The sequence below is a fragment of the Thiocapsa sp. genome (genome assembly GCF_035467215.1).
Classification (GTDB): domain Bacteria; phylum Pseudomonadota; class Gammaproteobacteria; order Chromatiales; family Chromatiaceae; genus Thiocapsa.
This window is the reverse complement of the sequence record NZ_DATITZ010000365.1, coordinates 1-23877: the sequence shown is the minus strand read 5'-3', so window position 1 is coordinate 23877 and position 23877 is coordinate 1. Positions and strand designations below refer to the sequence as shown.

General features: G+C 64.2%; 24 protein-coding genes. 15 read left to right on the top strand and 9 right to left on the bottom strand.

Annotated elements, in window-relative coordinates:
* From hypF to VLR48_RS19775, 5 genes are all read left to right on the top strand, one after another.
* The gene (gene hypF, locus VLR48_RS19795) at positions 1 to 2412 is read left to right on the top strand and encodes a carbamoyltransferase HypF (RefSeq protein ID WP_325293426.1); all 2412 of its coding nucleotides are present in this window, start codon (positions 1 to 3) and stop codon (positions 2410 to 2412) included.
* A 367-nt stretch (positions 2413 to 2779) separates the two neighbouring features.
* Positions 2780 to 3598, top strand: a complete 819-nt coding sequence (locus VLR48_RS19790) for a hypothetical protein (protein WP_325293425.1) — start codon at positions 2780 to 2782, stop codon at positions 3596 to 3598.
* A gap of 90 nt (positions 3599 to 3688) precedes the next feature.
* Positions 3689 to 4294: a hypothetical protein gene (locus VLR48_RS19785; protein WP_325293424.1), complete on the top strand. Its 606-nt coding sequence runs from the start codon at positions 3689 to 3691 to the stop codon at positions 4292 to 4294.
* Positions 4295 to 4853: 559 nt separating this feature from the next.
* Positions 4854 to 5147, top strand: a complete 294-nt coding sequence (locus tag VLR48_RS19780) for a type II toxin-antitoxin system RelE/ParE family toxin (RefSeq protein ID WP_325293423.1) — start codon at positions 4854 to 4856, stop codon at positions 5145 to 5147.
* A gap of 128 nt (positions 5148 to 5275) precedes the next feature.
* Positions 5276 to 5632, top strand: a complete 357-nt coding sequence (locus VLR48_RS19775; protein WP_325293422.1) for a DUF2442 domain-containing protein — start codon at positions 5276 to 5278, stop codon at positions 5630 to 5632.
* A 131-nt stretch (positions 5633 to 5763) separates the two neighbouring features.
* Here VLR48_RS19775 and VLR48_RS19770 read toward each other — a convergent pair whose 3' ends face one another.
* Positions 5764 to 6189, bottom strand: coding sequence for a hypothetical protein (locus VLR48_RS19770; protein WP_325293421.1), 426 nt, complete (start codon positions 6187 to 6189; stop codon positions 5764 to 5766).
* Positions 6190 to 6575: 386 nt separating this feature from the next.
* On the opposite strand from VLR48_RS19770, the gene VLR48_RS19765 reads away from it, so the two are divergent.
* The 4 genes from VLR48_RS19765 (at position 6576) to rapA (ending at position 11992) form a co-directional block, all read left to right on the top strand.
* The gene (locus VLR48_RS19765) at positions 6576 to 6878 is read left to right on the top strand and encodes a hypothetical protein (protein WP_325293420.1); all 303 of its coding nucleotides are present in this window, start codon (positions 6576 to 6578) and stop codon (positions 6876 to 6878) included.
* Positions 6879 to 7112: 234 nt separating this feature from the next.
* A complete protein-coding gene (alr, locus tag VLR48_RS19760) occupies positions 7113 to 8195 on the top strand; it encodes an alanine racemase (protein WP_325293419.1) in 1083 nt (360 codons plus the stop codon).
* A gap of 633 nt (positions 8196 to 8828) precedes the next feature.
* Complete coding sequence (locus tag VLR48_RS19755) at positions 8829 to 9206, top strand: magnesium transporter MgtE N-terminal domain-containing protein (RefSeq protein ID WP_325293418.1); 378 nt, start codon at positions 8829 to 8831, stop codon at positions 9204 to 9206.
* Positions 9207 to 9211: 5 nt separating this feature from the next.
* The gene (gene rapA, locus VLR48_RS19750; RefSeq protein ID WP_325293417.1) at positions 9212 to 11992 is read left to right on the top strand and encodes an RNA polymerase-associated protein RapA; all 2781 of its coding nucleotides are present in this window, start codon (positions 9212 to 9214) and stop codon (positions 11990 to 11992) included.
* 205 nt (positions 11993 to 12197) lie between these two features.
* On the opposite strand, the gene VLR48_RS19745 is transcribed toward rapA, so the two are convergent.
* The 3 genes from VLR48_RS19745 to VLR48_RS19735 all read right to left on the bottom strand — a co-directional run bounded on the left by VLR48_RS19745 (position 12198) and on the right by VLR48_RS19735 (position 13887).
* Positions 12198 to 12731 carry a Slp family lipoprotein gene (locus VLR48_RS19745; protein ID WP_325293416.1) on the bottom strand — a complete coding sequence of 178 codons (534 nt, stop codon included), beginning with the start codon at positions 12729 to 12731 and terminating at the stop codon, positions 12198 to 12200.
* A gap of 303 nt (positions 12732 to 13034) precedes the next feature.
* The gene (locus VLR48_RS19740; RefSeq protein WP_325293415.1) at positions 13035 to 13586 is read right to left on the bottom strand and encodes a Slp family lipoprotein; all 552 of its coding nucleotides are present in this window, start codon (positions 13584 to 13586) and stop codon (positions 13035 to 13037) included.
* An 82-nt stretch (positions 13587 to 13668) separates the two neighbouring features.
* Positions 13669 to 13887, bottom strand: coding sequence for a Trm112 family protein (locus tag VLR48_RS19735; protein ID WP_093028450.1), 219 nt, complete (start codon positions 13885 to 13887; stop codon positions 13669 to 13671).
* 339 nt (positions 13888 to 14226) lie between these two features.
* On the opposite strand from VLR48_RS19735, the gene VLR48_RS19730 reads away from it, so the two are divergent.
* The 3 genes from VLR48_RS19730 to VLR48_RS19720 all read left to right on the top strand — a co-directional run bounded on the left by VLR48_RS19730 (position 14227) and on the right by VLR48_RS19720 (position 16500).
* Positions 14227 to 15579, top strand: coding sequence for an alpha/beta hydrolase (locus tag VLR48_RS19730; RefSeq protein WP_325293414.1), 1353 nt, complete (start codon positions 14227 to 14229; stop codon positions 15577 to 15579).
* A complete protein-coding gene (locus VLR48_RS19725; protein ID WP_325293413.1) occupies positions 15576 to 15806 on the top strand; it encodes a hypothetical protein in 231 nt (76 codons plus the stop codon). Before VLR48_RS19730 ends, VLR48_RS19725 begins: the two co-directional genes overlap by 4 nt.
* 247 nt (positions 15807 to 16053) lie before the next feature.
* On the top strand, positions 16054 to 16500 hold the full coding sequence (locus tag VLR48_RS19720) for a hypothetical protein (protein ID WP_325293412.1): 447 nt from the start codon (positions 16054 to 16056) through the stop codon (positions 16498 to 16500).
* A 210-nt stretch (positions 16501 to 16710) separates the two neighbouring features.
* Here the strand turns inward: VLR48_RS19720 and nifM are convergent, their stop codons facing one another.
* From nifM to nifV, 5 genes are all read right to left on the bottom strand, one after another.
* On the bottom strand, positions 16711 to 17583 hold the full coding sequence (gene nifM / locus VLR48_RS19715; protein ID WP_325293411.1) for a nitrogen fixation protein NifM: 873 nt from the start codon (positions 17581 to 17583) through the stop codon (positions 16711 to 16713).
* Complete coding sequence (locus tag VLR48_RS19710; protein ID WP_325293410.1) at positions 17580 to 18071, bottom strand: nitrogen fixation protein NifZ; 492 nt, start codon at positions 18069 to 18071, stop codon at positions 17580 to 17582. The genes nifM and VLR48_RS19710 overlap by 4 nt, the downstream gene beginning before the upstream one ends.
* The gene (nifW, locus tag VLR48_RS19705) at positions 18055 to 18399 is read right to left on the bottom strand and encodes a nitrogenase-stabilizing/protective protein NifW (protein ID WP_325293409.1); all 345 of its coding nucleotides are present in this window, start codon (positions 18397 to 18399) and stop codon (positions 18055 to 18057) included. Before nifW ends, VLR48_RS19710 begins: the two co-directional genes overlap by 17 nt.
* A gap of 275 nt (positions 18400 to 18674) precedes the next feature.
* Positions 18675 to 19217: a hypothetical protein gene (locus tag VLR48_RS19700; RefSeq protein ID WP_325293408.1), complete on the bottom strand. Its 543-nt coding sequence runs from the start codon at positions 19215 to 19217 to the stop codon at positions 18675 to 18677.
* 19 nt (positions 19218 to 19236) lie between these two features.
* Positions 19237 to 20385 carry a homocitrate synthase gene (nifV, locus tag VLR48_RS19695; RefSeq protein ID WP_325293407.1) on the bottom strand — a complete coding sequence of 383 codons (1149 nt, stop codon included), beginning with the start codon at positions 20383 to 20385 and terminating at the stop codon, positions 19237 to 19239.
* 241 nt (positions 20386 to 20626) lie between these two features.
* Here nifV and VLR48_RS19690 point away from each other — a divergent pair, with 241 nt between their 5' ends.
* The 3 genes from VLR48_RS19690 to VLR48_RS19680 are packed head-to-tail and all read left to right on the top strand — an operon-like array spanning position 20627 to position 23590.
* On the top strand, positions 20627 to 22393 hold the full coding sequence (locus VLR48_RS19690; protein WP_325293406.1) for a 2-oxoacid:acceptor oxidoreductase subunit alpha: 1767 nt from the start codon (positions 20627 to 20629) through the stop codon (positions 22391 to 22393).
* 1 nt (position 22394) lies between these two features.
* Positions 22395 to 23231 (top strand): 2-oxoacid:ferredoxin oxidoreductase subunit beta, encoded by an 837-nt coding sequence (locus VLR48_RS19685; RefSeq protein WP_325293405.1) that lies wholly within the window; start codon positions 22395 to 22397, stop codon positions 23229 to 23231.
* Positions 23228 to 23590 (top strand): ferritin family protein, encoded by a 363-nt coding sequence (locus tag VLR48_RS19680; protein ID WP_325293404.1) that lies wholly within the window; start codon positions 23228 to 23230, stop codon positions 23588 to 23590. Before VLR48_RS19685 ends, VLR48_RS19680 begins: the two co-directional genes overlap by 4 nt.
* Positions 23591 to 23877: the final 287 nt, after the last annotated feature.

Here is a 23877-nt window from a genome sequence, read left to right as displayed (position 1 = left end):
GTGACCGCCGAGTCGATTCGGGTCCGCGGCCTGGTCCAAGGCGTGGGATTTCGGCCCACCGTCTGGCGACTGGCCCGCGCCTGCGGCCTGCGCGGCGATGTGCGCAACGACGGCGAGGGTGTGCTGATTCGGGTGTGCGGGAGCGTGGCCGGGTACGATCCCGGCGTGAGCGGCTTTCTAAACCGTCTGCTCAAGGAATGCCCGCCGCTGGCCCGGATTGATTCGATCGAGCGGCGTCCGATCGCCGATCCGCAGGCGCTGGCGGACCTCACTCAGCAGGACGACTTCGTCATCCTGGAAAGCGCGGCGACCGCCGTGCACACCGGGATCGTCGCCGATGCCGTGACCTGCGCGGCCTGTGTCGCCGAGATCCGGGATCCCGCCGACCGGCGCTTCCGTTATCCCTTCACCAATTGCACCCACTGCGGTCCGCGTCTGAGCATCGTCGCCGGCATCCCCTACGACCGTGCCCGGACCAGCATGTCCGCGTTTCCCATGTGCCCGGACTGCGCGGCGGAGTACAAGGATCCCGCGGACCGACGCTTCCATGCACAGCCCAACGCCTGTCCTGTCTGTGGCCCCAAGGTCTGGCTTCAGGATGCCGCCGGGTGCGTCCTGGATCCCACGGCGCTCGGCGCCGAGGATGCCATCGCCGCGGCGAGCCGGCTGCTGGCCGAGGGGCGAATCCTCGCCATCAAGGGGATCGGCGGCTTCCATCTCGCGTGCGATGCGACCAACCCCGATGCGGTCGCCGAGCTGCGTCGGCGCAAGCGGCGCTATGCCAAGCCGCTCGCACTCATGGCGCGCGACCTGGATGTGATCCGGGGCTATTGTCGTGTGGCGGCGCGGGATGCGGCGCTGCTGTCGGGTCCGGCTGCGCCGATCCTGCTCTCGGATCGGGTCGGCTCGCGCGGGGCGGAGCGGGACGGCGAACGGCCGCGACCCTTGGCACCGGATGTCGCCCCCGGTCAGACGACCTTGGGGGTCATGCTGCCCTACAGCCCGATCCACCATCTGCTCTTGGCGGACTGGGATCGGCCCCTGGTGATGACGAGCGGCAATCTGAGCGAGGAGCCGCAGTGTATCGACAACGGCGATGCGCTCGGGCGGCTCGGTCAGCTCGCCGATGTCCTGCTGCTGCACGATCGGGCGATCCTCAACCGGGTCGACGACTCGGTCGTCCGGGTTATGGCGGGGGAGCCGCGCCTGCTCCGGCGTGCACGCGGTTTTGCCCCCACACCCTTGCCCTTGCCGCCCGGCTTTGAGGATGCACCGCCGCTGTTGGCGCTTGGCGGCGAGCTCAAGAACACCTTCTGTCTGGTCCGCGACGGTCAGGCGATCCTCTCCCAGCATCTCGGCGACCTGGAGGACGCCAAGACCGCACGCGAGTTCGAGCGGACCCTCGCCCTCTATCTCGACCTCTTCCAGGTCGTCCCCGAGGCGCTCGCCGTCGATCTGCATCCCGACTACCGCTCCAGCCTCATCGGACGCGACCGAGCGGCGCGCGACGGCTTGCCGCTGATCGGCGTTCAGCATCACCACGCCCACCTCGCCTCGACCCTGGCCGACAACGGCTGGCCCTTGGACGCCGGACCCGTGCTCGGCATCCTGCTCGACGGACTCGGCTACGGCAGCGACGGCACACTCTGGGGCGGCGAGTTTCTGCTTGGCGACTACCTGGACTTCAAGCGAGTCGCCCATCTCAAACCGGTGTCCATGCCCGGCGGGACACGCGCGATCCTGGAGCCCTGGCGCAACCTCTATGCGCACCTGGAGAGCGCGGGCGGCTGGGCGGCATGGCGCGCGCGCTTCGCCGGGCTTGAGCCGATCGAGCGGCTCGACGCCAAACCGCTCGCGATCCTGAACACACTGATCGCGCGCGGCCTCAACGCACCGCTTTCCAGCTCGACCGGGCGGCTCTTCGATGCTGTCGCCGCGGCGCTGGGCGTCGGCGGCGAGGTCCTGACCTACGAAGGGCAGGCCGCCATCGCGCTGGAGTCGCTGGCCGCCGTCGCTATGGATCGGGTCGGTGACGGCTATCTATTCGCGCGATCGACCGCGCCCACCGGCGAGGTGGTACTGGATCCGGCGCCGCTCTGGGACGCCCTGCTCGCGGACCTCTCCCGCGGCCGTCCGCCCGAGGAGATCGCAGCCGCTTTCCATGTCGGGCTCGCGACGGCGCTCGTCACGCTGGGCCTGGACTTGGCGAGCCGTTACGGGATTTCGACCGTCGCACTCTCCGGCGGCGTGTTCCAGAATCGACTGCTCCTCGAATCCGTCGCGAGCGGACTTGAGGCCGCCGGACTACGGGTGCTGTTGCAGCGCCAAGTGCCCGCCAACGACGGGGGGATCTCCTTGGGCCAGGCGGCGGTGGCGGCTGCGCGGGTATTGAGCGACAGTTCCGGGGCCTGAGCGCGACCCAATGTTCGGTCTCGGGCTGATCCGAAGGCGGCATCCGATGACCCTGGAATCCCGGAGTTGCTCAAACTGATCGCTCGTGATCAGAGCGCGTGGCTGCAGACCGCAGCCCGTACCCGCCCGTATGCCAACGATTGAGTCCGCAGGCAGCCCGTGGCCCCTGTCGTCGGTGTTGTCTGCGGGTTCACCATCTGCTAGCGTCTCCACGCAGGTTACCGTGTATGGCCATCGTATACGCTGCGAGACGTTTGGTGAGTCGGCCAGGCATCGGCTAGGCAGAATCTGACCCGACTGAGATAGACAGAATCTGCCTATCTCACCTGACCGACACTCTGTCTAATCACCCGTTAGCGCCATAAACATGTCAAACGACGAAGATATTGAAAAAACAAAGTCACTAATCTCAATGGGCGCAGAGATAGCTGGAGCTGCTGTCGGCGGTGCAATCGGCTTTTTTGCAGCGGGTCCTGCTGGGGCTGCCGGTGCAGGTACACTTGGAGTTATTGTCGCAAGAGCAGGTGCAAAACTCTTAGGTGATGTGGCTGAACGCACAATGTCTGAGCGGGAAAAAGTACGCGTCGGTGCTGCTGCTGCGATTGCATTCGATAAGATCGAAAAGTACACGCAAGCTGGTAATGAGCCTAGAAAAGACGGTTTCTTTGATTCTGTAGAAGGAGAGCGAAGCAAGGCAGAAGAAGTGCTAGAGGGAACCCTGAGGCGAGCTCGTGAAGAATACGAAGAGAAGAAAATTGCACTGCTGGGGAATTTTTACGCAAACATGGTTTATTCCCCAGGTGTAAGCGTCGAAGAGGCGTATTATTATCTGCGATTATTCGATTCCCTGACATACCGGCAGCTTTGTGTGATTTGTCTTATTTTTATGAAACCATACTATCCGGGCTTCCAAAGTTTGAGAACTACTGATTACAGAACAAACAATAAAAATATGTCAGCTAGCGCGGTTACGCTGCTTCAAGAAATTTTCGCTGTTTATAGTTTGGGTCTTGTTTGCGTTAAAAGCACGAGCGGTGAAGGCTATTCGGCTCTGCTTGGCTGGCATGATGTGATTCCCTCGGGTTTAGAATTAACCGGCTTGGGTGAGCGATTCAAAGATCTTTTTATGGGCGGCGGAAACCTTGTTCTCGCGGATATCGAAGCAGTTGCTAATTCGCTGCGCTAATAAGGCGCTGCACTTGGACAAATTTTCCGCTGCGCTCCAAATTTGCCGTTGAGCACGGCGTTATGCGCAGGGTTCGTAAGGTGTCATCGCATGAAGCTGCCGTTTGAGAGTTTTGGAGGGTTCGTTGTTTGGTACATTGGCCGTGAACTGCCCCTTGTAGTGCTGAAATTAGATCTCGTCAGGTTCATTGATGAGGCACCATTTGCCGATGCGCTTCAAAGTGCAAGGTTGAAGATGGCAATCTTTATGGGGGTCGGAGATTCCGCGGAAGTTGCCAGCAGCGCAGCAGTTGTTACTAAGGAGATTGAGCGTCGTATCAGTTCCAATGGGTGGCCGTATTCGTACAAGTTTAAAGCTGGGGAAGCAGTTACGGCATTCGATGTCTACACATCAGCATTCTGCTTCTGCAACAAAAAGATAATTATAGAAGAAGTCCGCACTGCCGTTGATGGACATGTTTCGTATAGGTTTGGTCAGCGAAAGCTTCTTGGGAGGCGGGACCTAGTATCGTTCTCCAAGAATATGGTCGAGAGCGTTGTCGGCCCAAGCTTCGAGTATTTCGTTGGTCTTGCGGGCGGCGACTATTTGTACTTTCGAGAGGGCGCCATCAAGCGGCTCTACTCGGGTCTACTTGGGCCGCTTTCGGAAGAACCTGACTACCATGAACTAATGGCTGCATCCTACAGTCAGCGATGACTGCGCATAACGCAGCGCTCCCGCCGACGTCAGGCCGCGACGCGGCCTCCCTCGGCTGAGCGCGGCGTTGGACGAAGCCGCTGAGCAGGTTTTGGATAACCGGGGACGTCCCACGGTTTCCGCAGCGTTCCCCCAATGTCCCGAGATTTATCCGGTGTCGGGGAGATCACGTCCGGCAGTCTGTTCTCGCCGGTGTTACTGATTGGAAGATGGCGTGATAGATAAGGGTCTCCCGTATCGCTGACAGAAAGAAATGACTAATCGGCAGGCGAGGCCCACCCAAATGCGCGCGAACAGCTCCGCGGTTATCCTTTAGGTTCTGCCGGCGCGTGGTTTGGGTCGCTCGACTCTTGCTCTTAATGCCGGAAACACTGCAGAGGTGAACCATGTCCGCTGTGAACGAAAGAATGGCTGATGTGATCCAGAGTCAGCCTGAAGATGCAACGTATGAAGAAATCCTCAGAGAGCTCGCGTTCGAGAAAATGGTGTCTTCAGGATTAAACGATTCGAGGGAGGGGAAGACAATCTCGAATGACGAAATGAAGCGAAGAATTGGCGCATGGCGGAAAAAAGGTGGACAGAGGAGGCTGTAGAATGGCTCCGAGATATCTATGAATACACTTCGGAGGATAGTCCTATCTCCGCGCAGCGGGTAATAGAAGGAATATATGAAAGGACGCACATCTTGGAAGGTTTTCCCGAGATTGGGTATAAATACCGTGATGAACCAGATGGGCAAGTAAGAATTCTTCTTTACGGCCATTACAGAATTGCCTATTTCATCAGGCGGGATGCTGTCGAAATTCTCGGCATTTTCCACGGCTCAATGGAAATGGAAAGGTACATCAAGTGACCGAGGCATAGAGTCGGAGTGTCATGCCTCGCATGTTACATGCGGACTCCACCGGCTCTCATTCGTCCTTTTGATAATAAGACTACAGAGAAGCGGAGCCTTCATCCGCGCAGAGATACGCCGAGTCCATGATCTCGCACAAACGCATCATGAAGAGTTGCTGGAGGGCTGGAATGACTACTTTGGCAGTTCAGATGGAAACGCCGACCGCAAGCAACGTGTCCGTTTCAGAGGATCCCCTTAGCGTCGATCTTTCGGACGGCAGAACCATTTCGGTTCCTATTGAATGGTTTCCCCGTCTTGTACATGCAACCCCCAAAGAACGGATGAGATGGAGTCTTATCGGTAACGGGCAAGGTATCCACTGGGAAGATATCGACGAAGATGTTAGCGTAGGGGGGCTTCTGGCGGGACAACCATCCGGGGAAAGCCAAACCTCTCTGAGGCGGTGGCTAAGTCGCAGGGCGGGTATAACAAGCGGCTAAGCCAAAACCCGGTTCAGCCGCGCGGTGCGGCAGGTCGGGCGATCTCGCCGCCGGCCAGTGCCCGTCTCGGCGGATCCCGCCCGAGCAGAACAGGAATCGCCATCTTGCCGTGAATGGGCTTGACCACTTTGCTAAGGGGTGGCCACGACGTCCAGTGCCGCACGTAATTCGTCGGCGGTTTGCGGGATGATCAATCTCCCCGTCGGCGAGCCATCTGCATCGAAAATGACCACGATGGCATCCTCCATGTCATGTCTCCGAGCGAATGCCTGCCCATCAGGATGGCCGAGATGGGCCGCGAGAAATGCGACCCTGCCCTCGTACTCCGGCCGAATGGTGTTGATCAGGTCCATTACCTCGGCGCCGGCGAGATAGTTCTTGTCACGGGCCACCACCAGTGCGGGGGTCCCCTGGCCGATGCCCGACAGGTCGGTCGAAAAGGCCCCGCGAGGGAGTTGAGTCACGAGCAGTGCCAATGCACCGACGACCAGGGACAGGGTGATCAGCACCCTGGGCCAGCGCGGTTTTTTGGGCGTGGGTTTTGTCTTGTTGTCCATCGATCCACCTCTGTATCCGTCGCCTTTCCGTCATTCTTCCTTCTCGACCTTCGTAAAGCCTCGTCGGGGAGTGTACCTCGCTCGACCGACGCAATGGACCTCGCGCCCGCCGGGTTCATTCCGATGTCATCGCCCCGGCCCACGGCCGCGACGGACTCCATCGCCACGTTTCGATGTAACGAAACGTTATCGGAGTCGAAGGCTCGTGACAGGCTTTCGGGTTCGGACGGGGCGCTCAGTCTGTCATGCGAGATCGTAAATATTTGAATAAAAATAGTTTATCTGCGAACAAGAGGATTGGCACGGCGGCTGCGATAAGAGGGTCAAGCCGCCACAGATGACCGCGGTGGCTCCCGAGTCAACGATCCACAATCCGGAGAAAGACCATGACCAAGTATACCCTCGCCATCGCCGCCTCCATCTTCGCGAGCACTGCCTTTGCGTCCACAGCCATCGCCGATGACGTCTATCACGGCTTGGCCCGGGGCAACGCCGACCTGTTCGACGGCCACCGGTACGGCCAGAACCTCGTCGGGGTGCAGCCCGGCGTCGGCGACCGCCACGACATCTACGCCGGCCTCGCCGGCGGCAACAGTGACCTTTTCAGTCGCGTCGAAGCGACCTCGGACATCGGTTCGCGCCCGGACATCTACAAGGGCTTCGAGGGGAGCGCCGACCTGAGCTACTGATTGCGGAGCAGGGCAGCCGGCCCCGGATCCCGACGTGGTCCGGGCGCCCGGCGCCATCGATCCCCGATCCTCGCACATCGTGACACTCGACATCCCGGAGATGACCTATGACAACCGCTTCACATCGGACGATCGCTGAAGACCGCGCTCGGGTGCGATAGACTGAGATGCAGCCCGCGCCATCGGGCTTGACGCGACACCCGATCTACGCCGCCAACCCACGCCGAGCCCGCCATGCCCCGTCCGATCCGTGCCCGCATTCATCTGGATGCGGTCCGCCACAACTACCGTCAAGCCAAAGCCCTGGCGCCGGGTGCGCGGGCGCTTGCGGTGGTCAAGGCCAACGCCTACGGGCACGGCGCGGTGGCGGTCGCGCGTGCCCTTGCCGAGGAGGCCGACGGTTTCGCGGTCGCTTATCTCGAGGAGGGGCTGGAGCTGCGCGAGTCCGGCATCTGCGCCCCTATCCTGCTGCTGGACGGCGTCTTCTCGCCCGACGAGATGGCGATCCTGGATCGCGCCGGTCTGATCCCGGTGATCCATAGTCGTCTGCAATTGGACTGGCTGCTCGACGCCCGGCCCGAGCGTCCGCTCGATTGCTGGCTCAAGATGGATTCCGGGATGCACCGGATGGGGTTTGCGCCGGAGGACTTCGCCGCGGCTTATGCCGAGCTGGCGGATTGCCCGCATGTGCCGAGTCTGGTCCTGATGTCGCACTTCGCCCGCGCCGACGAGCCGGGTCATAACTACACCGAGCAGCAGATGCAGGTCTTCGCGCAGGCGACTGCCGCGATTCGCGCGCCTCGCAGCCTCTCCAACTCGGCGGCCGTGCTCGCCTGGCCGCGGGCGCATGGCGACTGGACCCGTCCGGGGATCATGCTCTACGGCGCCTCGCCGTTCGAGGGCGCGTCTGCGTCCGACGCATCGCTGCGACCGGCGATGACGCTGGAGTCCGCGCTCATTTCGGTCCGGGATCTCGACCCCGGCGAGCCGGTCGGCTACGGCGGACGCTTCGTCTGCGAGCGTCCGACCCGCGTGGGGGTCGCCGCGATCGGCTATGCGGACGGCTATCCGCGTCACGCTCCCGACGGAACGCCGGTCGCGGTCCGCGGCTGCATGACCCGTATCGTCGGCCGTGTTTCCATGGATCTCGTCACCCTTGACTTGACCGGCATCGAGGATGCCGCGATCGGCGATCCGGTCGAGCTTTGGGGCGCATGCGTCTCGGCCAACGCGGTCGCCGAGGCCAGCGGGACGATCGCCTATCAACTCTTCACCAACATCAACAGGCGCGTCCCCTTGGTCTACGAAGATGGTTAAACCGCGCGCGGTGCGGTATGCGTCGTTTGTTGGATTGGCTTGGCCGCGCCAGCACCGACAGCTGTCGGTGCTGGCGCGGTTTAAGATGTCTTGCCAGCCGCCCGGAAGGATCGCATAATGCGCCCCGCTCTCCGATGGGTCCGATGCGTTATGGTCCCGAGGGCACGTGTTCGGTCACAAAGGCTTGCTTTTGTATGGACAGTTGGAGTCGACAGCAGACAGGCGTGAAGGTCAGTCATGACCCGGCGCGTGCGTCGCAACAGCGTCTTTCGGACGAGCCCTCCAACACGGTCATCTGACCCGACATTCGGCTCGACCGGACGTGCGGCGACCTCGCCGGCACGGATGGAAGAGCATCCATCGGATCCAAAGCCAATCGATTCTCGCCCCAGACGGCAGATCACGATCGATCACGGCAGTCCGCTGCAAGCGGTTATTGGGTCTCGCCAGCCGTTCCGGCTCGCCGATCTCTCACCCTGTATCACTTTAGACTCCAGCATCCAACTGGGTGCCGGCGGTTGCCGGTTTTGGTTGTCCTGAATGCGCGCGTCGAGCCGCTCGAGGGTCGACGGTTGCCTTTTCAGGCTCAATGGTCCTCTGAGTGCGCCTTGCGGCGTCGAGGAGTATCCGGTGATGGAGTTGATGAATAACACCTTGAATCGTCCTCAGCAGGTGACTGCCCCCTCCGTGCGATCCGAAGCGCGGTCCGAGTCGCGTTCCGACGAATCCGCGGAACAGGATGTCGTGACGGTGCGTCGCGCCTGTGGTCGCGGCGAGTACGACGCGGCGCGTCTGCGGTTTTTGCGCATGCGCGAGCCTTCCCAGGTCCGGCTCCTGGAAGACATCCCGCGCTCCGAGGCGGTGCGTCTCGCCGGCGGCCTGCCGTCCTACACGGTAGCGCGTCTTTGCGAGCGGGTGCCCAAGAACCTGCGTCGGGCGATCGTGCAGGCGTTGCCCGAGGGTAAGCGGCACGGGGTGTCGGTCATCCTCGACTACCGGCGGCGCATCTAGCGCGCATGCACGGCTTCGTCTCCGGCCAGCGCTGGTTGAGCGAGACCCAAGGCGAGCTCGGCCTCGGCCTGGTGGTCGCCGTCGACGGGCGTCGTGTCGAGATCGCCTATCGGGCGACCGGCGAGCAGCGGATCTATGCCCTGCCGGATCCGCCTTTGGTGCGTCTGGAGCTGACGGCGGGCGAGCCCGTGCGCGATCGAGAGGGTCGGGATCTCACGATCCTCTCGGTCGCAAGCGACGAGGGCCTCCTCACCTATCGCTGTGAAGACCTGAATGGCGCCGTCGTCGTGCTTCACGAGTCCGAGCTGGATGACCGGCTCAGGTTCAACCGGCCGCATCAGCGTCTCATGTCCGGGCGGCTCGACCCGGATCATTGGTTCGATCTGCGCTGGCGGACCTGGCTCCTGGGGATGCGCGAGGCGGGCTCGCCGGCGCGAGGTCTGGTCGGCGCACGGGTCGGACTGATCCCGCATCAGCTCGAGATTGCGGCCGAGGTGGCCCGGCGCGATGCCCCGCGCGTACTCCTGGCCGACGAGGTCGGGCTCGGCAAGACCATCGAGGCCGGACTGATCCTGCATCGCATGCTCCTGACCGGGCGCGCGCAACGGGTGCTGGTGATCACGCCCGAGCCACTGCTCCACCAATGGCTGGTGGAGATGCGGCGTCGCTTCAACCTGCGCTTCGCGCTCTTCGATCATGAGCGTTTCGAGTCCATCTCCGAGTCCAATCCCTTTCTCGCCGATCAGCAGGTACTCTGCAGCCTCGACTGGATCATCCGGTCGCCCGCCGCAAAACGTGCGCTCGTCGATGGCCAATGGGACCTGCTCGTGGTCGACGAGGCACACCATCTGGATTGGTCGGAAGCCGCCGCCAGCCCCGAATATCGCTTGGTAGCCGAACTGGCCGAGCGCACGTCGGGCGTGCTGCTGCTCACGGCGACACCCGAGCAGTTGGGTCGCGAGGGTCATTTCGGCCGGCTGCGGTTGCTGGATCCGCAGCGTTTCAGCGACTATCCCTCCTTCCTTGCCGAGGAGGCGGGCTATGCCCCCGTCGCAGGCGCCGCTGCGCACCTGCTCGAGGGTCGGGCGCTCGGCGATGCCGATCGGACCCTGATCGCCTCGCTCTTGGGCGATCTGAACGGGCTGGATGCGGAGACGATGATCCAGCGTCTGCTCGATCGCCACGGCACCGGGCGGGTCATGTTCCGCAACACACGCGCAGCCATACCCGGTTTTCCGGGGCGCGATTTGCTGCACTATCCATTGCCGGAGCCCGACGCCTACCGAGCGCTTGCGAGCGACATGGACTCGCGCCTTGCACCCGAGCGCGCGCATGGCCCTGCCTGGACGGACGTCGACCCGCGTGTGGACTGGCTCATCGAGCTGCTGCGCCGGCTCCGCCCCGAGAAGCTGCTGCTCATCTGCACCGCGGCCGACACGGTCCTGGATCTGCGGGATGTGTTGCTGCTGCGTGCCGGGATCCACGCAGCCGTGTTCCACGAGGAGATGGAGATCCGCGAGCGTGACCGGGCGGCGGCTTATTTCGCGTCCGCGGAGGATGGGACTCAGATCCTGCTCTGCTCGGAGATCGGCAGCGAAGGTCGCAACTTTCAGTTCGCTCATCATCTGGTCTTGTTCGATCTGCCGCTGGATCCCGACCTGCTCGAGCAGCGCATCGGGCGGCTCGATCGGATCGGGCAGACGCGGCGCGTGCAGATCCATGTCCCCTATCTCGCGGGCGGTCCGGGCGAGGTCCTGTTCCGCTGGTATGCCGAGGGGTTGCATGCCTTTTCGGCCATCTGTCCTGCCGCACCGGCTGTCTACGCGCGGCTGCGCGACGCCTTGACGGAGGCGCTGGCCGATCCGCAAGGCGCCGACGCGCTGATCGTCGAGGCCCGGGCGCTGAGCGCACGCATCAATGGCGATCTGGCCGCGGGGCGCGACCGTCTTCTCGAGCTGCACTCGCACCGTCCCGAGCGCTCCGCCGCCTCGGTCGAGGCCATCGCGCGGGCCGACGCCGAGGTTGACTTGGCCGACTATCTCAAGCGCTTCTGGGACGGATTCGGTGTCGAGCACGAGTCCGCGCCCGGTCATGGGTTGGTGGTCCGCCCGGGTGCGCACATGCTCCAGGAGACCTTCCCCGAGCTGCCCGAAGAGGGCCTGACTCTCACCTTCGATCGGGACACCGCGCTCTCGCACGAGCACTGGGAATTCATGACCCGCGAGCACCCGATGGTGCGTGCGGCCATGGAGCTTCTGACCGCCTCGGACCTCGGAACCTCGGCCCTGACGATCGTCCGCGATCCGCGTTTCAAGCGCGCCAGCCTGCTGCTCGAGGCACTCTATGTCGCCGAGTGTCAGGCCCCGTCCTATCTCGAGGCGGCGCGCTTCCTGCCGCCGACCCTGCTTCGGCTCGTCATCGACGAATCCGGCGCGGATCTCGCCGAAACGATCCCGCACGAGGATCTGCAGGGTCATTGTCTGAACCACAACCACAAGCTCGCCCACACCCTGCTGGAATCGCGGGGGGAACGTCTGGTGTCCATGATCGAGACCGGCGAGCGCTTGGCGCGCGCAGCCGTGGCCGATCTGCGTCGAGATGCGATCGCGCGGATGCAGACGCTTCTGGGCGAGGAGCTGGACCGTCTGCGCGACTTGGCGCGGGTCAACCCGAACGTGCGCGAGGACGAGATCGGTGCGCTCGAGGGCCGACGCGAACAGCTCGCCCAGGCGCTGGCGAAGACACACCTGAGACTGGACGCGCTACGTCTCGTCGTGACCGGTTGAACCGCTTGAACCGCGTCCGGCACCACATGCCCGTTCAGCGTATGGCCGCAGGGGTACGACTCCCACAAACGCCGGAGTCGACGCGGTTCAAGAAGGTAAAAGAGAATTTTTCTTATATTGTTCTGAATCGCGTCCGGTGAGGATCTCTCGGGCATCGACGGCCGTCGCTGCACGTCGAACCGCCGTTGACCGCTCGGGACGCGATTCAGAAGCCGAGGCCGATGCCCCCGCCGATGCCCCCGAAGCCTCCGCTGCCGATCCCGATGCCGAGATAGGGCCTCAGGCGCGGCGTCCATCCGCCTTGATCTTCCGCGGCGTCGTCGGGCCAGAGGCGCACCACGGCGTCGTCCAGGACCGGAAAACGGTAGCTGGCTTCCCCGACCTGACCGTCGCGCACGTCTGCGATGCGGCCGGTGACCGTGATGCGACGGCCCGCGCGATAGTCCGATGGCTCGAGGAAGCCCGATTGGCGGGCAATGAACCGACCGATGGGTTGTCCGCTCGTCGTCGGTTTTCCGCAGCGATCGAGCCGGTAGCCGATCGTCTCGATCTCGGTCTCTCGGGGGAGGTTGCGGGTGGCGGCGATCACGCCTCCCCAGGTCACGACCGCGCCTTCGCCTTGCCCGCGCGCGCCGACGCTCTCGGGCGTCAGTCCCGAGGCGCCGACCGGTTCGACGCAGCCTTGCCGGCTTGCACAGCCGGTGAGCACTGCGAGCACGAGGAGAAGGCCTGCAAGCATCCATGTCGTCCGCCCGGCGCCGCTTCCGAGCGCGGGCAGGCATCTCCTCGGCCGGGATCGCTTCAGCCAAGCCGGGCTAAACCGTCGGTGTGTGCTCATCTGCGCGTCGCCTCTAAACCCCGCCCAGCGCGGTATGCGATGTTTTTTGTATGGGAGTGGCTCCGGCAGACGTGACGACTGCTGGAGCCGGCGCGGACTCGAAATACCAAGAAATATAGATCTTAAACCGCGTCCCCGCGAAGGGTTGTGGATGCACCAAACGTCAAATGCACTCGAAAATGAGCATCTCGCTCTGGCCGCGGTTTAATACCAGGGTCCGGACCAAGGACCCGACCAAGGTCCGTACCAGGGGCCATACCAAGGGCGATACCAGGGATAGTCGTACGGCAATACAGGGGCGACGGGCGGCGGGTTCGGCCAGAGATACCAGGCATCCGCTGTAATGACCGGATAGGGGTAGGGGTAGTCGCCGACGTCACGCGTTTCCATCCGAACGAGGGGGCCGGCCACCGTCAAGCGCCGCTGTTTCGGATACTCCGCCGGGTCCTTGAAGCCGGGCAGCTCGACGATGAAGCGACCCAGTCCGCGGGAGGTGTCGTCGGGCTCGCCGCTGCTGTTCAGGGGCCTGGCAAGGATCTCGATCCGAGTCGTCTCCCGGGCGTTGTGCACGTCCAGGATGCTCCCGCCCCAGCGCACGCGCTGCCCGATGAAGGTCTCGGGCCGTTGCTGGACCTCGGTCACGGCGGGCGAGGGCAGCGCCGGGTCGCGGATCGCCTCGGGCACGCGGCCGGTGGCGCATCCGCCGAGCAACAGCAGGGCTGCGATCGGGAGCCGGAGCGAACGGAGTCGGTGCATCAGGGCGCCGGTCGAAACGCGGTCCGCCATCCGACCCGGAGCCGCATCAGGTGCGCCGGCGGAGTCGACCGCGCCTCCGGCGTCACGGATGGCTGTGCTTGCCGGAGCGGCGCTCACGGTAGACCTCGAGCTCGTCGGCGGAGAGTGGTCGAGCCTCTTCCTCCAGCATTACCGGGATATCGTCGCGAATCGGATAGGCGAGCTGCGCCGAGATCGAGATCAGCTCTCCGCGCGCCTTGTCGAAGATCAGCGGACCCTTGGTGACGGGGCAGACGAGGATGTCGAGCAGTTGTTTGTCCAGCATGGGTGATCTCCGCGAAGCTGTGGTGATTGGTCGCATCCCGGGGTGCCGGTTCGCGCGCGGCCGGGGCACGAGCCGAGAACGACCTGTGGGTGCGGTCCGATCGGCTGTTGGTCCCGGTCCCGAGCGGCCATCCAAAAGTCGGTACCTGATTCTACCGCCCCGGGACGAGGCACAACCAGCCGAGGTTGGCCGGGAGGCGCGAAGGGATGGCTTGAAAACCCGGCCGCTTCACTACATCTGCTTCACGGCGGGTCTCGTCGCCAAACGCACTGCTCCCCCGACCGTCCGCCAGGGCACTTGCGGAACAGACCCTGTCGTCCCTCAGCCCGAGATCCGATGCATCCCTCAGACACAACCCCTGTCGGGCTGAAGCGCGCCGGCGTCATCGGTGCGGTGATCGTTCCCGTCATTGTAGCCGTCATTGCGGTCTGCCTGTTGGCGGCTGGACTTCTGAAGCTCGAATCCGCCACCCGAGGGCTGTCGATCGCTCAGGTGCGCGAGGCCGGTGTGCCCATGACTCTGTATCGCCCCGCGGGCGATGCGCCTGCCCCGGTCGTGGTCATCGCGCATGGGTTCGCGGGGTCTCGTCAGCTGATGCAGGCATACGCGGTTACCCTGGCACGCAACGGCTATATCGCCGTCACCTTCGATTTTCCGGGGCACGGGCGAAATTCCACGCCGTTCGTTGCCGACCTGGAGGATCAGGCGACCCGGTTGCGCCTCCTGACGGATGCGCTCGTCCCGGCGGTGGCTCTGGGCTTGCGGCAGTCCGGAGCGGACGGCCGACTCGCCCTGCTCGGTCACTCGATGGCGGGCGATGTCCTGCTGCGCTTTGCCGAGTCCGCGCAGATGCCGGTCGCGGCCTCCGTGCTCGTCTCGCCCTATCTCTCGGAGGATACTGACACCGCGTCCCCGCGCAATCTGCTCTTCGTCTATGGTGGCCTGGAGCCCGAGATGCTCCACGGGCAAGGGCGCGCGGCCATCGCCGCGGCGACGGGAGGCGAGGTCGAGGCGGGGCGGACCTACGGCGATCCGAACGACGGCAGTGCGCGGCGGCTGGTGCTCGCGCCCGGCGTCGAGCACATCGGGGTGCTTTATGCGGAGAGCGCCTTGGCCGAGTCGCTGGCTTGGCTCGACGCGACCTTCGATCGCACCGGCAGCGGTTTTGTCGACCGACGCGGCGCGGGCTTGGGGCTGCTCTTTCTCGGCATCCTCGCCCTCGCTTGGCCATTGTCCCGACTCCTGCCGCGGGTGGCCGACCGACCCCGCGGTGCGGGTCTGAGCTGGCGGCGGTTGCTGCCGGTCGCCATCGCGCCGGCCGTGCTGACACCGCTCATCCTTTGGCGCGTCCCGAGCGATTTCCTCTCGATCATGCTCGGGGACTACCTGGCGCTGCACTTCGCCGTCTACGGTTTCCTCACTGCAATCGGCGTGTGGATCATGCGCCCCGCAGTACCGGCTCGGCACGGCCCCGTGAGCCGATCGGCGCTGGCGATCGCGATCCTCGCCGCCTCGGTTTACGCGACACTGGCCTTTGCCGTGCCGACGGATCGGTTCGTGACCGCCCTGCTGCCCGGTGTGGAGCGCCTGCACCTGGTTCTTGCGATCCTTGCCGGAACACTCGTCTATTGTCTCGCCGACGAGTGGGCCACGCGTGGGCCTGGAGCCGCCGGGGGGGATATTGGGTGACCAAGCTCCTCTTTCTGATCTCGCTGCTCGCCGCGGTGGCGCTGAACCTGAACGAGCTGTTCTTTCTGGTCATCATCGTGCCGGCGATACTGGTGCTGTTCTTGATCTACGGCCTCATGAGCGGTTGGGTGTACCGCCGCACCCGTCACCCGGCCGTCGCTGCCGTTGCGAATGCGATTGCATTCGCTTGCGCCGTCGCCGTGACCTTTCCGATCGTCTCGATTTGATGGCCCCAATAACCGTATTTATGTCCACGAGTCGGACCATGCCGACGGGCAGTTTCCGGAATTTTTTGATCCGGCGTAGGCTACTCTTGGGTTCTGCTTTGGCGTAAACTACCGTAAGAGCTATGGTTTACTGGAGCTGCGACATCGACCGCAGCCTGTACCCTAGGTCACCACAAAAAACCCGGCCGACCGGCCGAATCGCCTCGAACCACCAAGTTTATTACCTATCGACCGGAGGAGAGTTGCCATGGTCGCATTCGCCCATTTACACGAGCAAAACCACAAAATTACGGAGCTCTCGAACGTGTTTCTCTATTTGGTTCGAGACCGTTCCATGTGCGATACGGATGTCACCTGCGACGTCTTCTTCGATCTGACCAATAGAGTCAAAGAGCACATGGAGCTTGTCGATCGGGAGATCTGCAGTCAGCTCATTTCCAATCCGGATCAAAAGGTCAAGAATACCGCGAATCGTTTTCTCTCCGGCTCGACCGAGATCAAACGCATCTTCAATGCCTATGTGAAGCAGTGGTGCTCGCAGAAGCGTCGCTCCTTGACCATAGACGATCATCCGTCGTTTTTGCAGGATACCGAGCAGATGTTTGCACTGGTGATGGACCGGATTCAGCGCGAGACGGAGCATCTCTATCCGCTCATCCGTAAGCTCGAAAGTGCAGACAAGCAGGTGGCGTAAAGGGTGAATTCGGCGGCCTGCGGGCCGCCGGGTTCGGCTTTACGCTCAGCCGGCGCGGAGCGGATGGCACAAGGCAGGTCGGGGCAAGCGCAATTCAGTCCACCGACGACGGCGCGGAGCTCGGTGCTTCGCTCTTGCTCGTCCGCCCTACACCGCCCTGATCGGCGATGTGAACGGGTTTATACGCGAGACCATCGAATCGCAGGCCCGCTAGCGCTGCCGCAACGACGCAATCCAATCCTTTTGAGCCTCGCGCCGGCGCCGTTGCTCGAGTGCCGATCGTATCTTCGCCCGAGCCTGCTCGAAGTCCACCGATCTTGCCGGCTCGATGCGCTCGCACAGGATCAAGTGAAAGCCGAGATCGGACTCCAAGGGTCCGCTCGTTACTCCTGCCGGCAACCTGAAAAGGCATTCGTCCAATGCGGGGAAGAGTTGTCCGGGCTTCACGAGTCCGAGGCTACCGTCTTCCGTTGCCGTCGGGCACTCGGAATGCCGTCTGGCCAGCTCGCCGAACCGCTCGATATGGCCTTTCAGGTCGGCCGCAATCCGTTCGATCCGCGCCAGCGCGGCGTCACGAGCGTTCTCGGGATAGTCGTCGTTCACGGTGATGAGGATGTGGCGCGCGGCGCGGCGCTCCGGGGTCTGGAAGCGCTCGCGATGCAGCTCGTAGAAGAGCCGCTCCTCGATCTCGGTAATCGGCTCAGCGTAGGTGCCAACCCGCTGCATGACGGCGTCGAAGGTCAGCTCGCGTTGGAGTGCGCGACGCATGACGTCCTCGCCCAGACCGTTGCGCGCCATGTCCTCCTCGAAGGCGTCCGTGTCGGGATAACGGCCCCGCAGCTCCTGTAATGCGTCCTCGATTCGCTGCTCCGGCACGACCGCATCCAGCGCCTCGCACGAGGAAAGCACCAGGCTTTCCAGATCGAAGGTCCGACGTGCCTGGCTCTCGACCTCGACCATCCGCTGTGCATCCAAGCCGACCAGATCGCATTGAAACCGCTCGATCGCGGCGCGCAGCAGGTGATAGCGATATTCGCCGCCCAGCGGCGCGGTCGGCGGTTTGCGAAGGGATGTCGTCGTCACGGCTCTTCGACCTCCGGTCCCGGGGTGTTCGGGGTATCGCTCGCGATGAAGGCGGACTCGATCAAGGCGGATTCGGGCACCTGAAGCGTCGGCCGATCCGCGAAATGAACCTCGTAGGCGACACCGGCCGGATGATCGCGCAGCACACGCATCACCTCGCCGATCTCTCCGGCCTCGACCAAGACCTTGCCCTGAATCCCGAGCGGCACGCGGCTCGCCACCTTCTCGCGCGCCTCGAAGCGGCTCGGCGTCCAGGGTGCCTCTGCGGCCTGGAGTTCCTCCTCGCGGCAGCCCACGACCAGGTCAAGTTCCAGGAAGTGAACCGAGTAGATGATCTGGTCTTGGAGAAAGGTCCCGATGTCGCGCACGAAGCCGGTGCTGCCGCGTCGGATCAAGAGGGTTCCGGTGGGGCGCCCCGGAAAGGTGCCGTCGTTGCGCACATTGCGCACGACGCGCACCTCGTCGCCATACTCAAAGCCGGGCCGCATGGGGCATCTGCTCCGTCAGGTCGCTGAGTGCAACCCGCACGCTTTTGGGCTCGTGCATTCGAAAGACGCGAAAGACCTTCTCGGTCGCGGCATCGGAGAGCACAAAATCGCGATAGGCCGAGGCGAGGAGGTCCGCATACAGGGCGCGACGGGCAATCCCCGAATCGGGCATCTCGTCGACCTGCTCCAGATAATCGTGAAAGCGCTGAAGGATATGTAGGCGATTGACATGGACCACGGCGGGATCGAACTCGATCTCGAAATAGGTCAGAAAGTCTTCGGCGCTGGAAAGCTCCTCGAGGTCGAGGTCGAATTCATCGTCGGTCATGGTCGTCTCCTTCGTTGCGATGTTGGTGGCATGATTGAGTCGCGTCTGGAACGAAATGCGGCGTTTGAAGCAGAGCCCGCACCCTTCATGTCTTGTTCGTTATCCCGGCAATCGGGTCACGTGGCGCGGAGCGCCATTGGGTATGCGTGACACCGCAGAGCGAGTGTCACGAGTCCCTGAAGTTTCGATTCCTAAACCGCGTCCGGCACGAACCGATCGGGCTGCACCGGGCGTTTAGGCACGCGCGGCATCTCATGTCGCACACGAGACGCGGTTTAGCCCTTGAAGTACCGCACATTTCCCCCCGCGCCTTCGAGCGCGGATCGCGTCACCGCGGAACGCGCCATCGCGTGCAGCTCGCCGATGCCGAGACGATCGCTGGTGTCGACCTCGGCGATCTTCTCGAAGCGTTTCAGTGCGCCCGCGGCATCGCCGAGACGAAACAGGAGGTATCCCGAGCCCTTCAGCGCCAACAGCAGGAATCGCGTCAGGCTCATCGAGATGAGCACGGACTGCCCGAGATCGGACTCGCGCAGGCCACGCCAGTCGGTCGGCAGCTCAAGCCTGGCTGCGGTGAGCGCAATCGCGCGGTCGGCGGTGATCAGGGCTTCGCGATACCTGTGCCGATAGTAGAAATAGCGATAGAGCGCAACCAGGACCGTGAGGTGCTCGGGTTGGAGGAAGTAGGCGAGGAGCAGGCGATCCTCGGCGGTGTTGTCGCCGTAGCCCTCCGCTGCCTCGTCGAGGAGTCGCTCCACCTCCGGCGAGACGGGCTCGTCGAAGTACATGGACTCGCCGTCGAAATCCAAGAAATCCATAAGGCTTCTCCTCCCCGGCCTACTGGACCTGGACCGAACAAGGGTTGCCGATCTCGGCGAGGAAGCCAATCAGCTCCGGTGCCTCGGGCGGGCGCTTGCTTTGAGTCGCGAAGCGTCGGACCAAGGGAAGGAGCCGGTCGGCCTCGTCGAGATCCAGATCGCAGCACAGCAGATCGGCGTAGGCTTGACGAATCGCGTGACGCCCGGAGTGTTTGCCGAGCACCAGGTGATGCCGGCGCCCGACCTCGGCCGGATCGATGCCTTGATAGTTTCGCGGATCCTTCAGCAGACCGTCGACATGGATTCCGGACTCGTGGGTGAAGGCGCCGTCCCCGACCAGGCTCTTGTGCCAGGCGACCGGTTTTCCGGAGGCCCGCGCGACCAGACCGGAGAGCTCCGCGAAGGTGTGCAGATCGATTCCGCTGTCGATGCCGTGGATGTGCTTGAGCCCCATTACCACCTCTTCCAGCGCAGCGTTGCCGGCCCGCTCGCCGAGCCCGTGGACGGTGGTGTTGAGGTGCGTCGCACCCCCGCGCACAGCCGCCAGGCTGTTGGCGGTGGCCAGACCGAGGTCGTCGTGGGCGTGCATCTCGATCTCGATGTCCACGATGGCGCGCAGGTCGCGCATGCGCTCGTAGACGGCGAAGGGATCCATCAGGCCGACCGTGTCGGCGAAGCGAAAGCGTCGGGCGCCGGCGTCCTGGGCGGCCTCCGCGGCGAGCCAGAGCAGCTCCGGATCGGCGCGCGAGGCATCCTCGGCACCGACGCAGACCTCGAGCCCCATATCCAGCGCGACCGCGACCTGGTGTCGGATCTGCGCGAGGACCCAGGCGCGGTCGCGTCCCAGCTTGTGGGTGATTTGCTGATCCGACACCGGGATGGACAGATCCACCATGTCGACGGCCAGGTCACGGCATTGCGCGATGTCGGCGGGGCGCATCCGGGTCCAGACCATCAGACGGGCCGAAAGACCGAGTGCTGCGACGGCGCGGATCGACTCGCGCTCATCTTCTCCCATCGCCGGGATACCGACCTCGAGCTCCGGCACGCCGAGCGTGTCGAGACCACGCGCGATCGCGAGTTTCTCCTCGATCGAGAAAGCGACCCCGGCGGATTGCTCGCCGTCGCGTAGTGTGGTGTCGTTGATCGTGACCTGTTGCAGTTCCATGCCCGGCTCCTGGAAATCGGTTGACTTCGGTTTAAGCAAACACCAGGCCATTCCATATTGGCTCTTTTATCCAGAGTCTTGGGCGTGTCCGAGTCTCGGATTGGAGTCTTTGCGACAGCGTCTTGCCGGGGTGCTGTCGCAGATTCAACGGCACTGTCGCAGCCCGGGGCGTGAAAGCCTTTGCGCCCGTCGCGGCTTTGCGGTTCCAATAGTCCGTGCGATTTCAATCACCGGAGTGCGGATGACCGATCGACCGACCCTCGTCGGGGGCGCCACCCTCGCCATCACGGGCTCCGGCGGCAGCGGGGCGGTCACGGCGGGGCTCATCCTGCTCGCCGCCGTCGGGCGCGCCGGCTATTACGGTCTGCTCGGCCGCTCGGCGGGTCCGCAGATTCGCGGCGGCGAGTCCGCGGCCATGCTGCGCTTCGGGCCGCAGCCGATCGAGTGCATGGGCGACCGCTTCGATCTGCTCGTGGGTCTGGATTGGGAGAACGTCGCCCGCTTTGCCGACGAGCTGCCGCTGGATCGCGCTAGTCTCATCCTCACGGACGCGCAGGCCGGGCCGATCCCCGAGGTCCTCGTCCGCTCGGGCGCGCAGGTGCGCAGCATGCCCTGGAAGGCGCTTGCCGATGCGCAGCCCGAAGGCCGGATGAACATGGTCGCGCTCGGCATGGTCGGCGCGATGCTCGGCCTGCCGCTGGATGCGCTCGAAGGAGGCGCCCGGGCGACGCTCGGCGGCAAGGGCGGCCGGGTCTTGACCCCGGCACTTGATTGCATCCGCTCGGGTTATTCGGCGGCCGACGGGGCGAGCGTGTCTGCGTCGGTACCTGCTTCGGCGTTGGTGCCGGCCGTCGCGCGTTGGAACATCAGCGGCAACGAGGCCGCCGGACTGGGTGCCGTTCGCGGCGGGGTACGATTCGTCGCCGCTTATCCCATCACGCCGGCCAGCGAGGTGTTGGAATGGCTCGCACCCCGTTTGGAGCTGCTCGGCGGCTCCTTGCTCCAGGCCGAGGACGAGCTGGCCTCGATCAACATGATCATCGGCAGCTCGTTCGGCGGCGTGCCCTCGCTGACCGCGACCTCCGGCCCCGGCCTCAGCCTGATGGTCGAAGGCTTGGGTCTGGCCGTGGCGAGCGAGACCCCGGTCGTCGTGGTCAATGTGCAGCGCGGCGGTCCATCGACGGGCATCCCGACCAAGTCCGAGCAGTCCGACCTCAACATCGCACTCTACGGCCTGCACGGCGACGCCCCGCATCTGGTCCTGGCCGCTCTGGGCATCCGCGATTGCGTCTATACGGTCGAGTGGGCGGTCGGTCTGGCCGAGCACCTGCAGACGGTCGCGATCGTGCTGTCGGATCAGATGCTGGGTCAGTCGCGTGCGATCATCGATCCGCCCGGCGACCGGGCGTTCGGGGCAGGGGAGAGGCCGCACCTGCAACGCCTGATCGCGCATCACGCCGACCCCGATCGTCGGCGCTATAGGCCGTCGCCCGACGGGGTCTCGCCGATGGCCTTACCCGGTCTGCCCGGCGGCATGTATACCGCAGAGGGTCTGGAGCACGGTCCGGGCGGTGCGCCCTCGAGCCGCGCGATCGACCACGCCGAGCAGCTCGACAAACGGCTGCACAAACTGACCGGGTTCGACTACGGCCTCGGTTGGGCCGAGATCCGCGGCGAGGGCGACCATCTGCTCCTGACCTGGGGCTCCTCGGCGGGCCCGGTTTTCGAGGCCGCGGAGCGTTTGCGTGACTCGGGCACTCCGACGCGGGTGATTGCCTTGCGCCTGCTCGCACCCCTGCAACGCGAGGCGCTGCTCGAGGCCATCGGCGCGGCCGAGTCGATCCTGGTGGTGGAGCAGAACCAGACCGCACAGTGCTTCGCCTATCTCCATTCACAACGCGCGCTCCCGGTGCACGCGCGGTCCTATGCGCGCCCCGGCCCCTTGCCGTTGCGCCCCGCCGAGATCATGCGCGCGCTGACCGATCGCGACGAGCGCGAGGAGACTTGAGATGGATACCGCCATTGTCACCCCGACCCTTCGAGCCAAGGACTACAAGTCCGAGGTCGCACCCGTCTGGTGTCCCGGCTGCGGAGACTTCGCCGTGCTCTCCGCCGTGACCAAGGCACTGGCGCATCTGAAGCTCGCCAAGGAGCGTGTCGCCATGATCTCCGGCATCGGCTGCTCTTCGCGATTGCCGGCCTATGTCGACGCCTACGGTTTCCACGGCATTCACGGCCGCGCGTTGCCGCTCGCCTCCGGGCTCAAGGCCGCCCGACCGGATCTGACGGTGATCGTAGCCGGCGGCGACGGCGACGGCTTCTCGATCGGTGGAAACCACTTCCTTCACGCCTGTCGGCGCAACATGGACTTGACCTACATCGTCATGGACAACGAGGTCTACGGCATGACCAAGGGCCAGGCCTCGCCGACCACCCAGCCGGATTGGGCCAAGAGCAAGCTCACGCCGCACGGCACCGGCGTGCGGCCTTTCCTGCCCACGGCGATTGCGCTCGCGGCCGGCGCGAGCTTCATCGCCCGCGGTTTCGCGGGTGACCCCAACGGTTTGACCAAGCTGCTGGTGGAGGCGATCGAGCATCCGGGATTCGCCTTTCTTCAGGTCTTGAGTCCCTGCCAGACCTTCCGCCCGGAGCAGAAGGAATGGAAGCACCTGGTCCATCCGGTCGATACGGCACCCACGGACGATCCGGTCGAGGCCGCCCGCTTTATCCAGGCCGACGACGGCATGGCGCTCGGCCTGTTCTATGTCCGGCGGCTCCCGGTCTGGCAGCCGCACAACCAGCCGTCCGCGACCCCCGCGGATCTGGAACGGGAGTTCGCACTATGAGTGCCCCCCCGAGTCAGCGCATTGCGTCCGTCGCCGAGTTCTTGGTGCACGCGCTCGAGCTCGAGCACGAATCCGCCGAGCGTTATCGTCAGCTTGCCGAGACCATGACCCTGCACCACAACCACACGGTTGCCGCCGTCTTTCGACTCCTCGCCGACATGAGTGCCGCGCACGCCTCCGAGGTGACCGCCCGCGCCGAGGGCATCCGGCTTCCGGAGATCGCCCCTTGGGACTTCAAGTGGGCCTGTCCCGGCAGCCCCGAGGTCGATTGCGACGACATCGACGTCAGCTACCAGATGACCCCGCTCCAGGCCTTCGAGTTGGCGCTCTTCAACGAGATCCGCGGTCGCGACTTCTAGGCCTTCGTCGCGACCGACTCACCTCAGCCGCGGGTCCGCGCACTGGCCGCCGAGATGGCCGCCGAAGAGAACGAGCACGTCGAGCTGGTCGCCACCTGGGTCGAGCGCGAGCGTTTGGTCGCAACCCGGATCCCGGAGGACCTGGATCCGCCGAATCTGCAGGGCTAAGCTCGTCATTCGGAATGGCGACCCTGAATTGGGTGCAGAGGCAGATCGGCCTCCTTCCCCGGGTCGGAATTCCAATCCGGGACAACACGTCCGAGAACGGCCTTGGCCGCCGCGTCGTC

Coding starts and splice junctions, on each gene's coding strand:
- nifW (WP_325293409.1), bottom strand. CDS start 18,399: ATGACCGACGATGAATTCGACCTCGACCTCGAGGAGCTTTCCAGCGCC.
- alr (WP_325293419.1), top strand. CDS start 7,113: ATGCCCCGTCCGATCCGTGCCCGCATTCATCTGGATGCGGTCCGCCAC.
- VLR48_RS19745 (WP_325293416.1), bottom strand. CDS start 12,731: ATGCTTGCAGGCCTTCTCCTCGTGCTCGCAGTGCTCACCGGCTGTGCA.
- VLR48_RS19785 (WP_325293424.1), top strand. CDS start 3,689: ATGAAGCTGCCGTTTGAGAGTTTTGGAGGGTTCGTTGTTTGGTACATT.
- VLR48_RS19685 (WP_325293405.1), top strand. CDS start 22,395: ATGGATACCGCCATTGTCACCCCGACCCTTCGAGCCAAGGACTACAAG.
- VLR48_RS19720 (WP_325293412.1), top strand. CDS start 16,054: ATGGTCGCATTCGCCCATTTACACGAGCAAAACCACAAAATTACGGAG.
- VLR48_RS19755 (WP_325293418.1), top strand. CDS start 8,829: ATGGAGTTGATGAATAACACCTTGAATCGTCCTCAGCAGGTGACTGCC.
- VLR48_RS19680 (WP_325293404.1), top strand. CDS start 23,228: ATGAGTGCCCCCCCGAGTCAGCGCATTGCGTCCGTCGCCGAGTTCTTG.
- VLR48_RS19765 (WP_325293420.1), top strand. CDS start 6,576: ATGACCAAGTATACCCTCGCCATCGCCGCCTCCATCTTCGCGAGCACT.
- VLR48_RS19740 (WP_325293415.1), bottom strand. CDS start 13,586: ATGCACCGACTCCGTTCGCTCCGGCTCCCGATCGCAGCCCTGCTGTTG.
- VLR48_RS19710 (WP_325293410.1), bottom strand. CDS start 18,071: ATGCGGCCCGGCTTTGAGTATGGCGACGAGGTGCGCGTCGTGCGCAAT.
- VLR48_RS19790 (WP_325293425.1), top strand. CDS start 2,780: ATGTCAAACGACGAAGATATTGAAAAAACAAAGTCACTAATCTCAATG.
- VLR48_RS19700 (WP_325293408.1), bottom strand. CDS start 19,217: ATGGATTTCTTGGATTTCGACGGCGAGTCCATGTACTTCGACGAGCCC.
- VLR48_RS19770 (WP_325293421.1), bottom strand. CDS start 6,189: ATGGACAACAAGACAAAACCCACGCCCAAAAAACCGCGCTGGCCCAGG.
- rapA (WP_325293417.1), top strand. CDS start 9,212: ATGCACGGCTTCGTCTCCGGCCAGCGCTGGTTGAGCGAGACCCAAGGC.
- VLR48_RS19730 (WP_325293414.1), top strand. CDS start 14,227: ATGCATCCCTCAGACACAACCCCTGTCGGGCTGAAGCGCGCCGGCGTC.
- VLR48_RS19690 (WP_325293406.1), top strand. CDS start 20,627: ATGACCGATCGACCGACCCTCGTCGGGGGCGCCACCCTCGCCATCACG.
- nifV (WP_325293407.1), bottom strand. CDS start 20,385: ATGGAACTGCAACAGGTCACGATCAACGACACCACACTACGCGACGGC.
- VLR48_RS19780 (WP_325293423.1), top strand. CDS start 4,854: ATGGCGGAAAAAAGGTGGACAGAGGAGGCTGTAGAATGGCTCCGAGAT.
- VLR48_RS19775 (WP_325293422.1), top strand. CDS start 5,276: ATGATCTCGCACAAACGCATCATGAAGAGTTGCTGGAGGGCTGGAATG.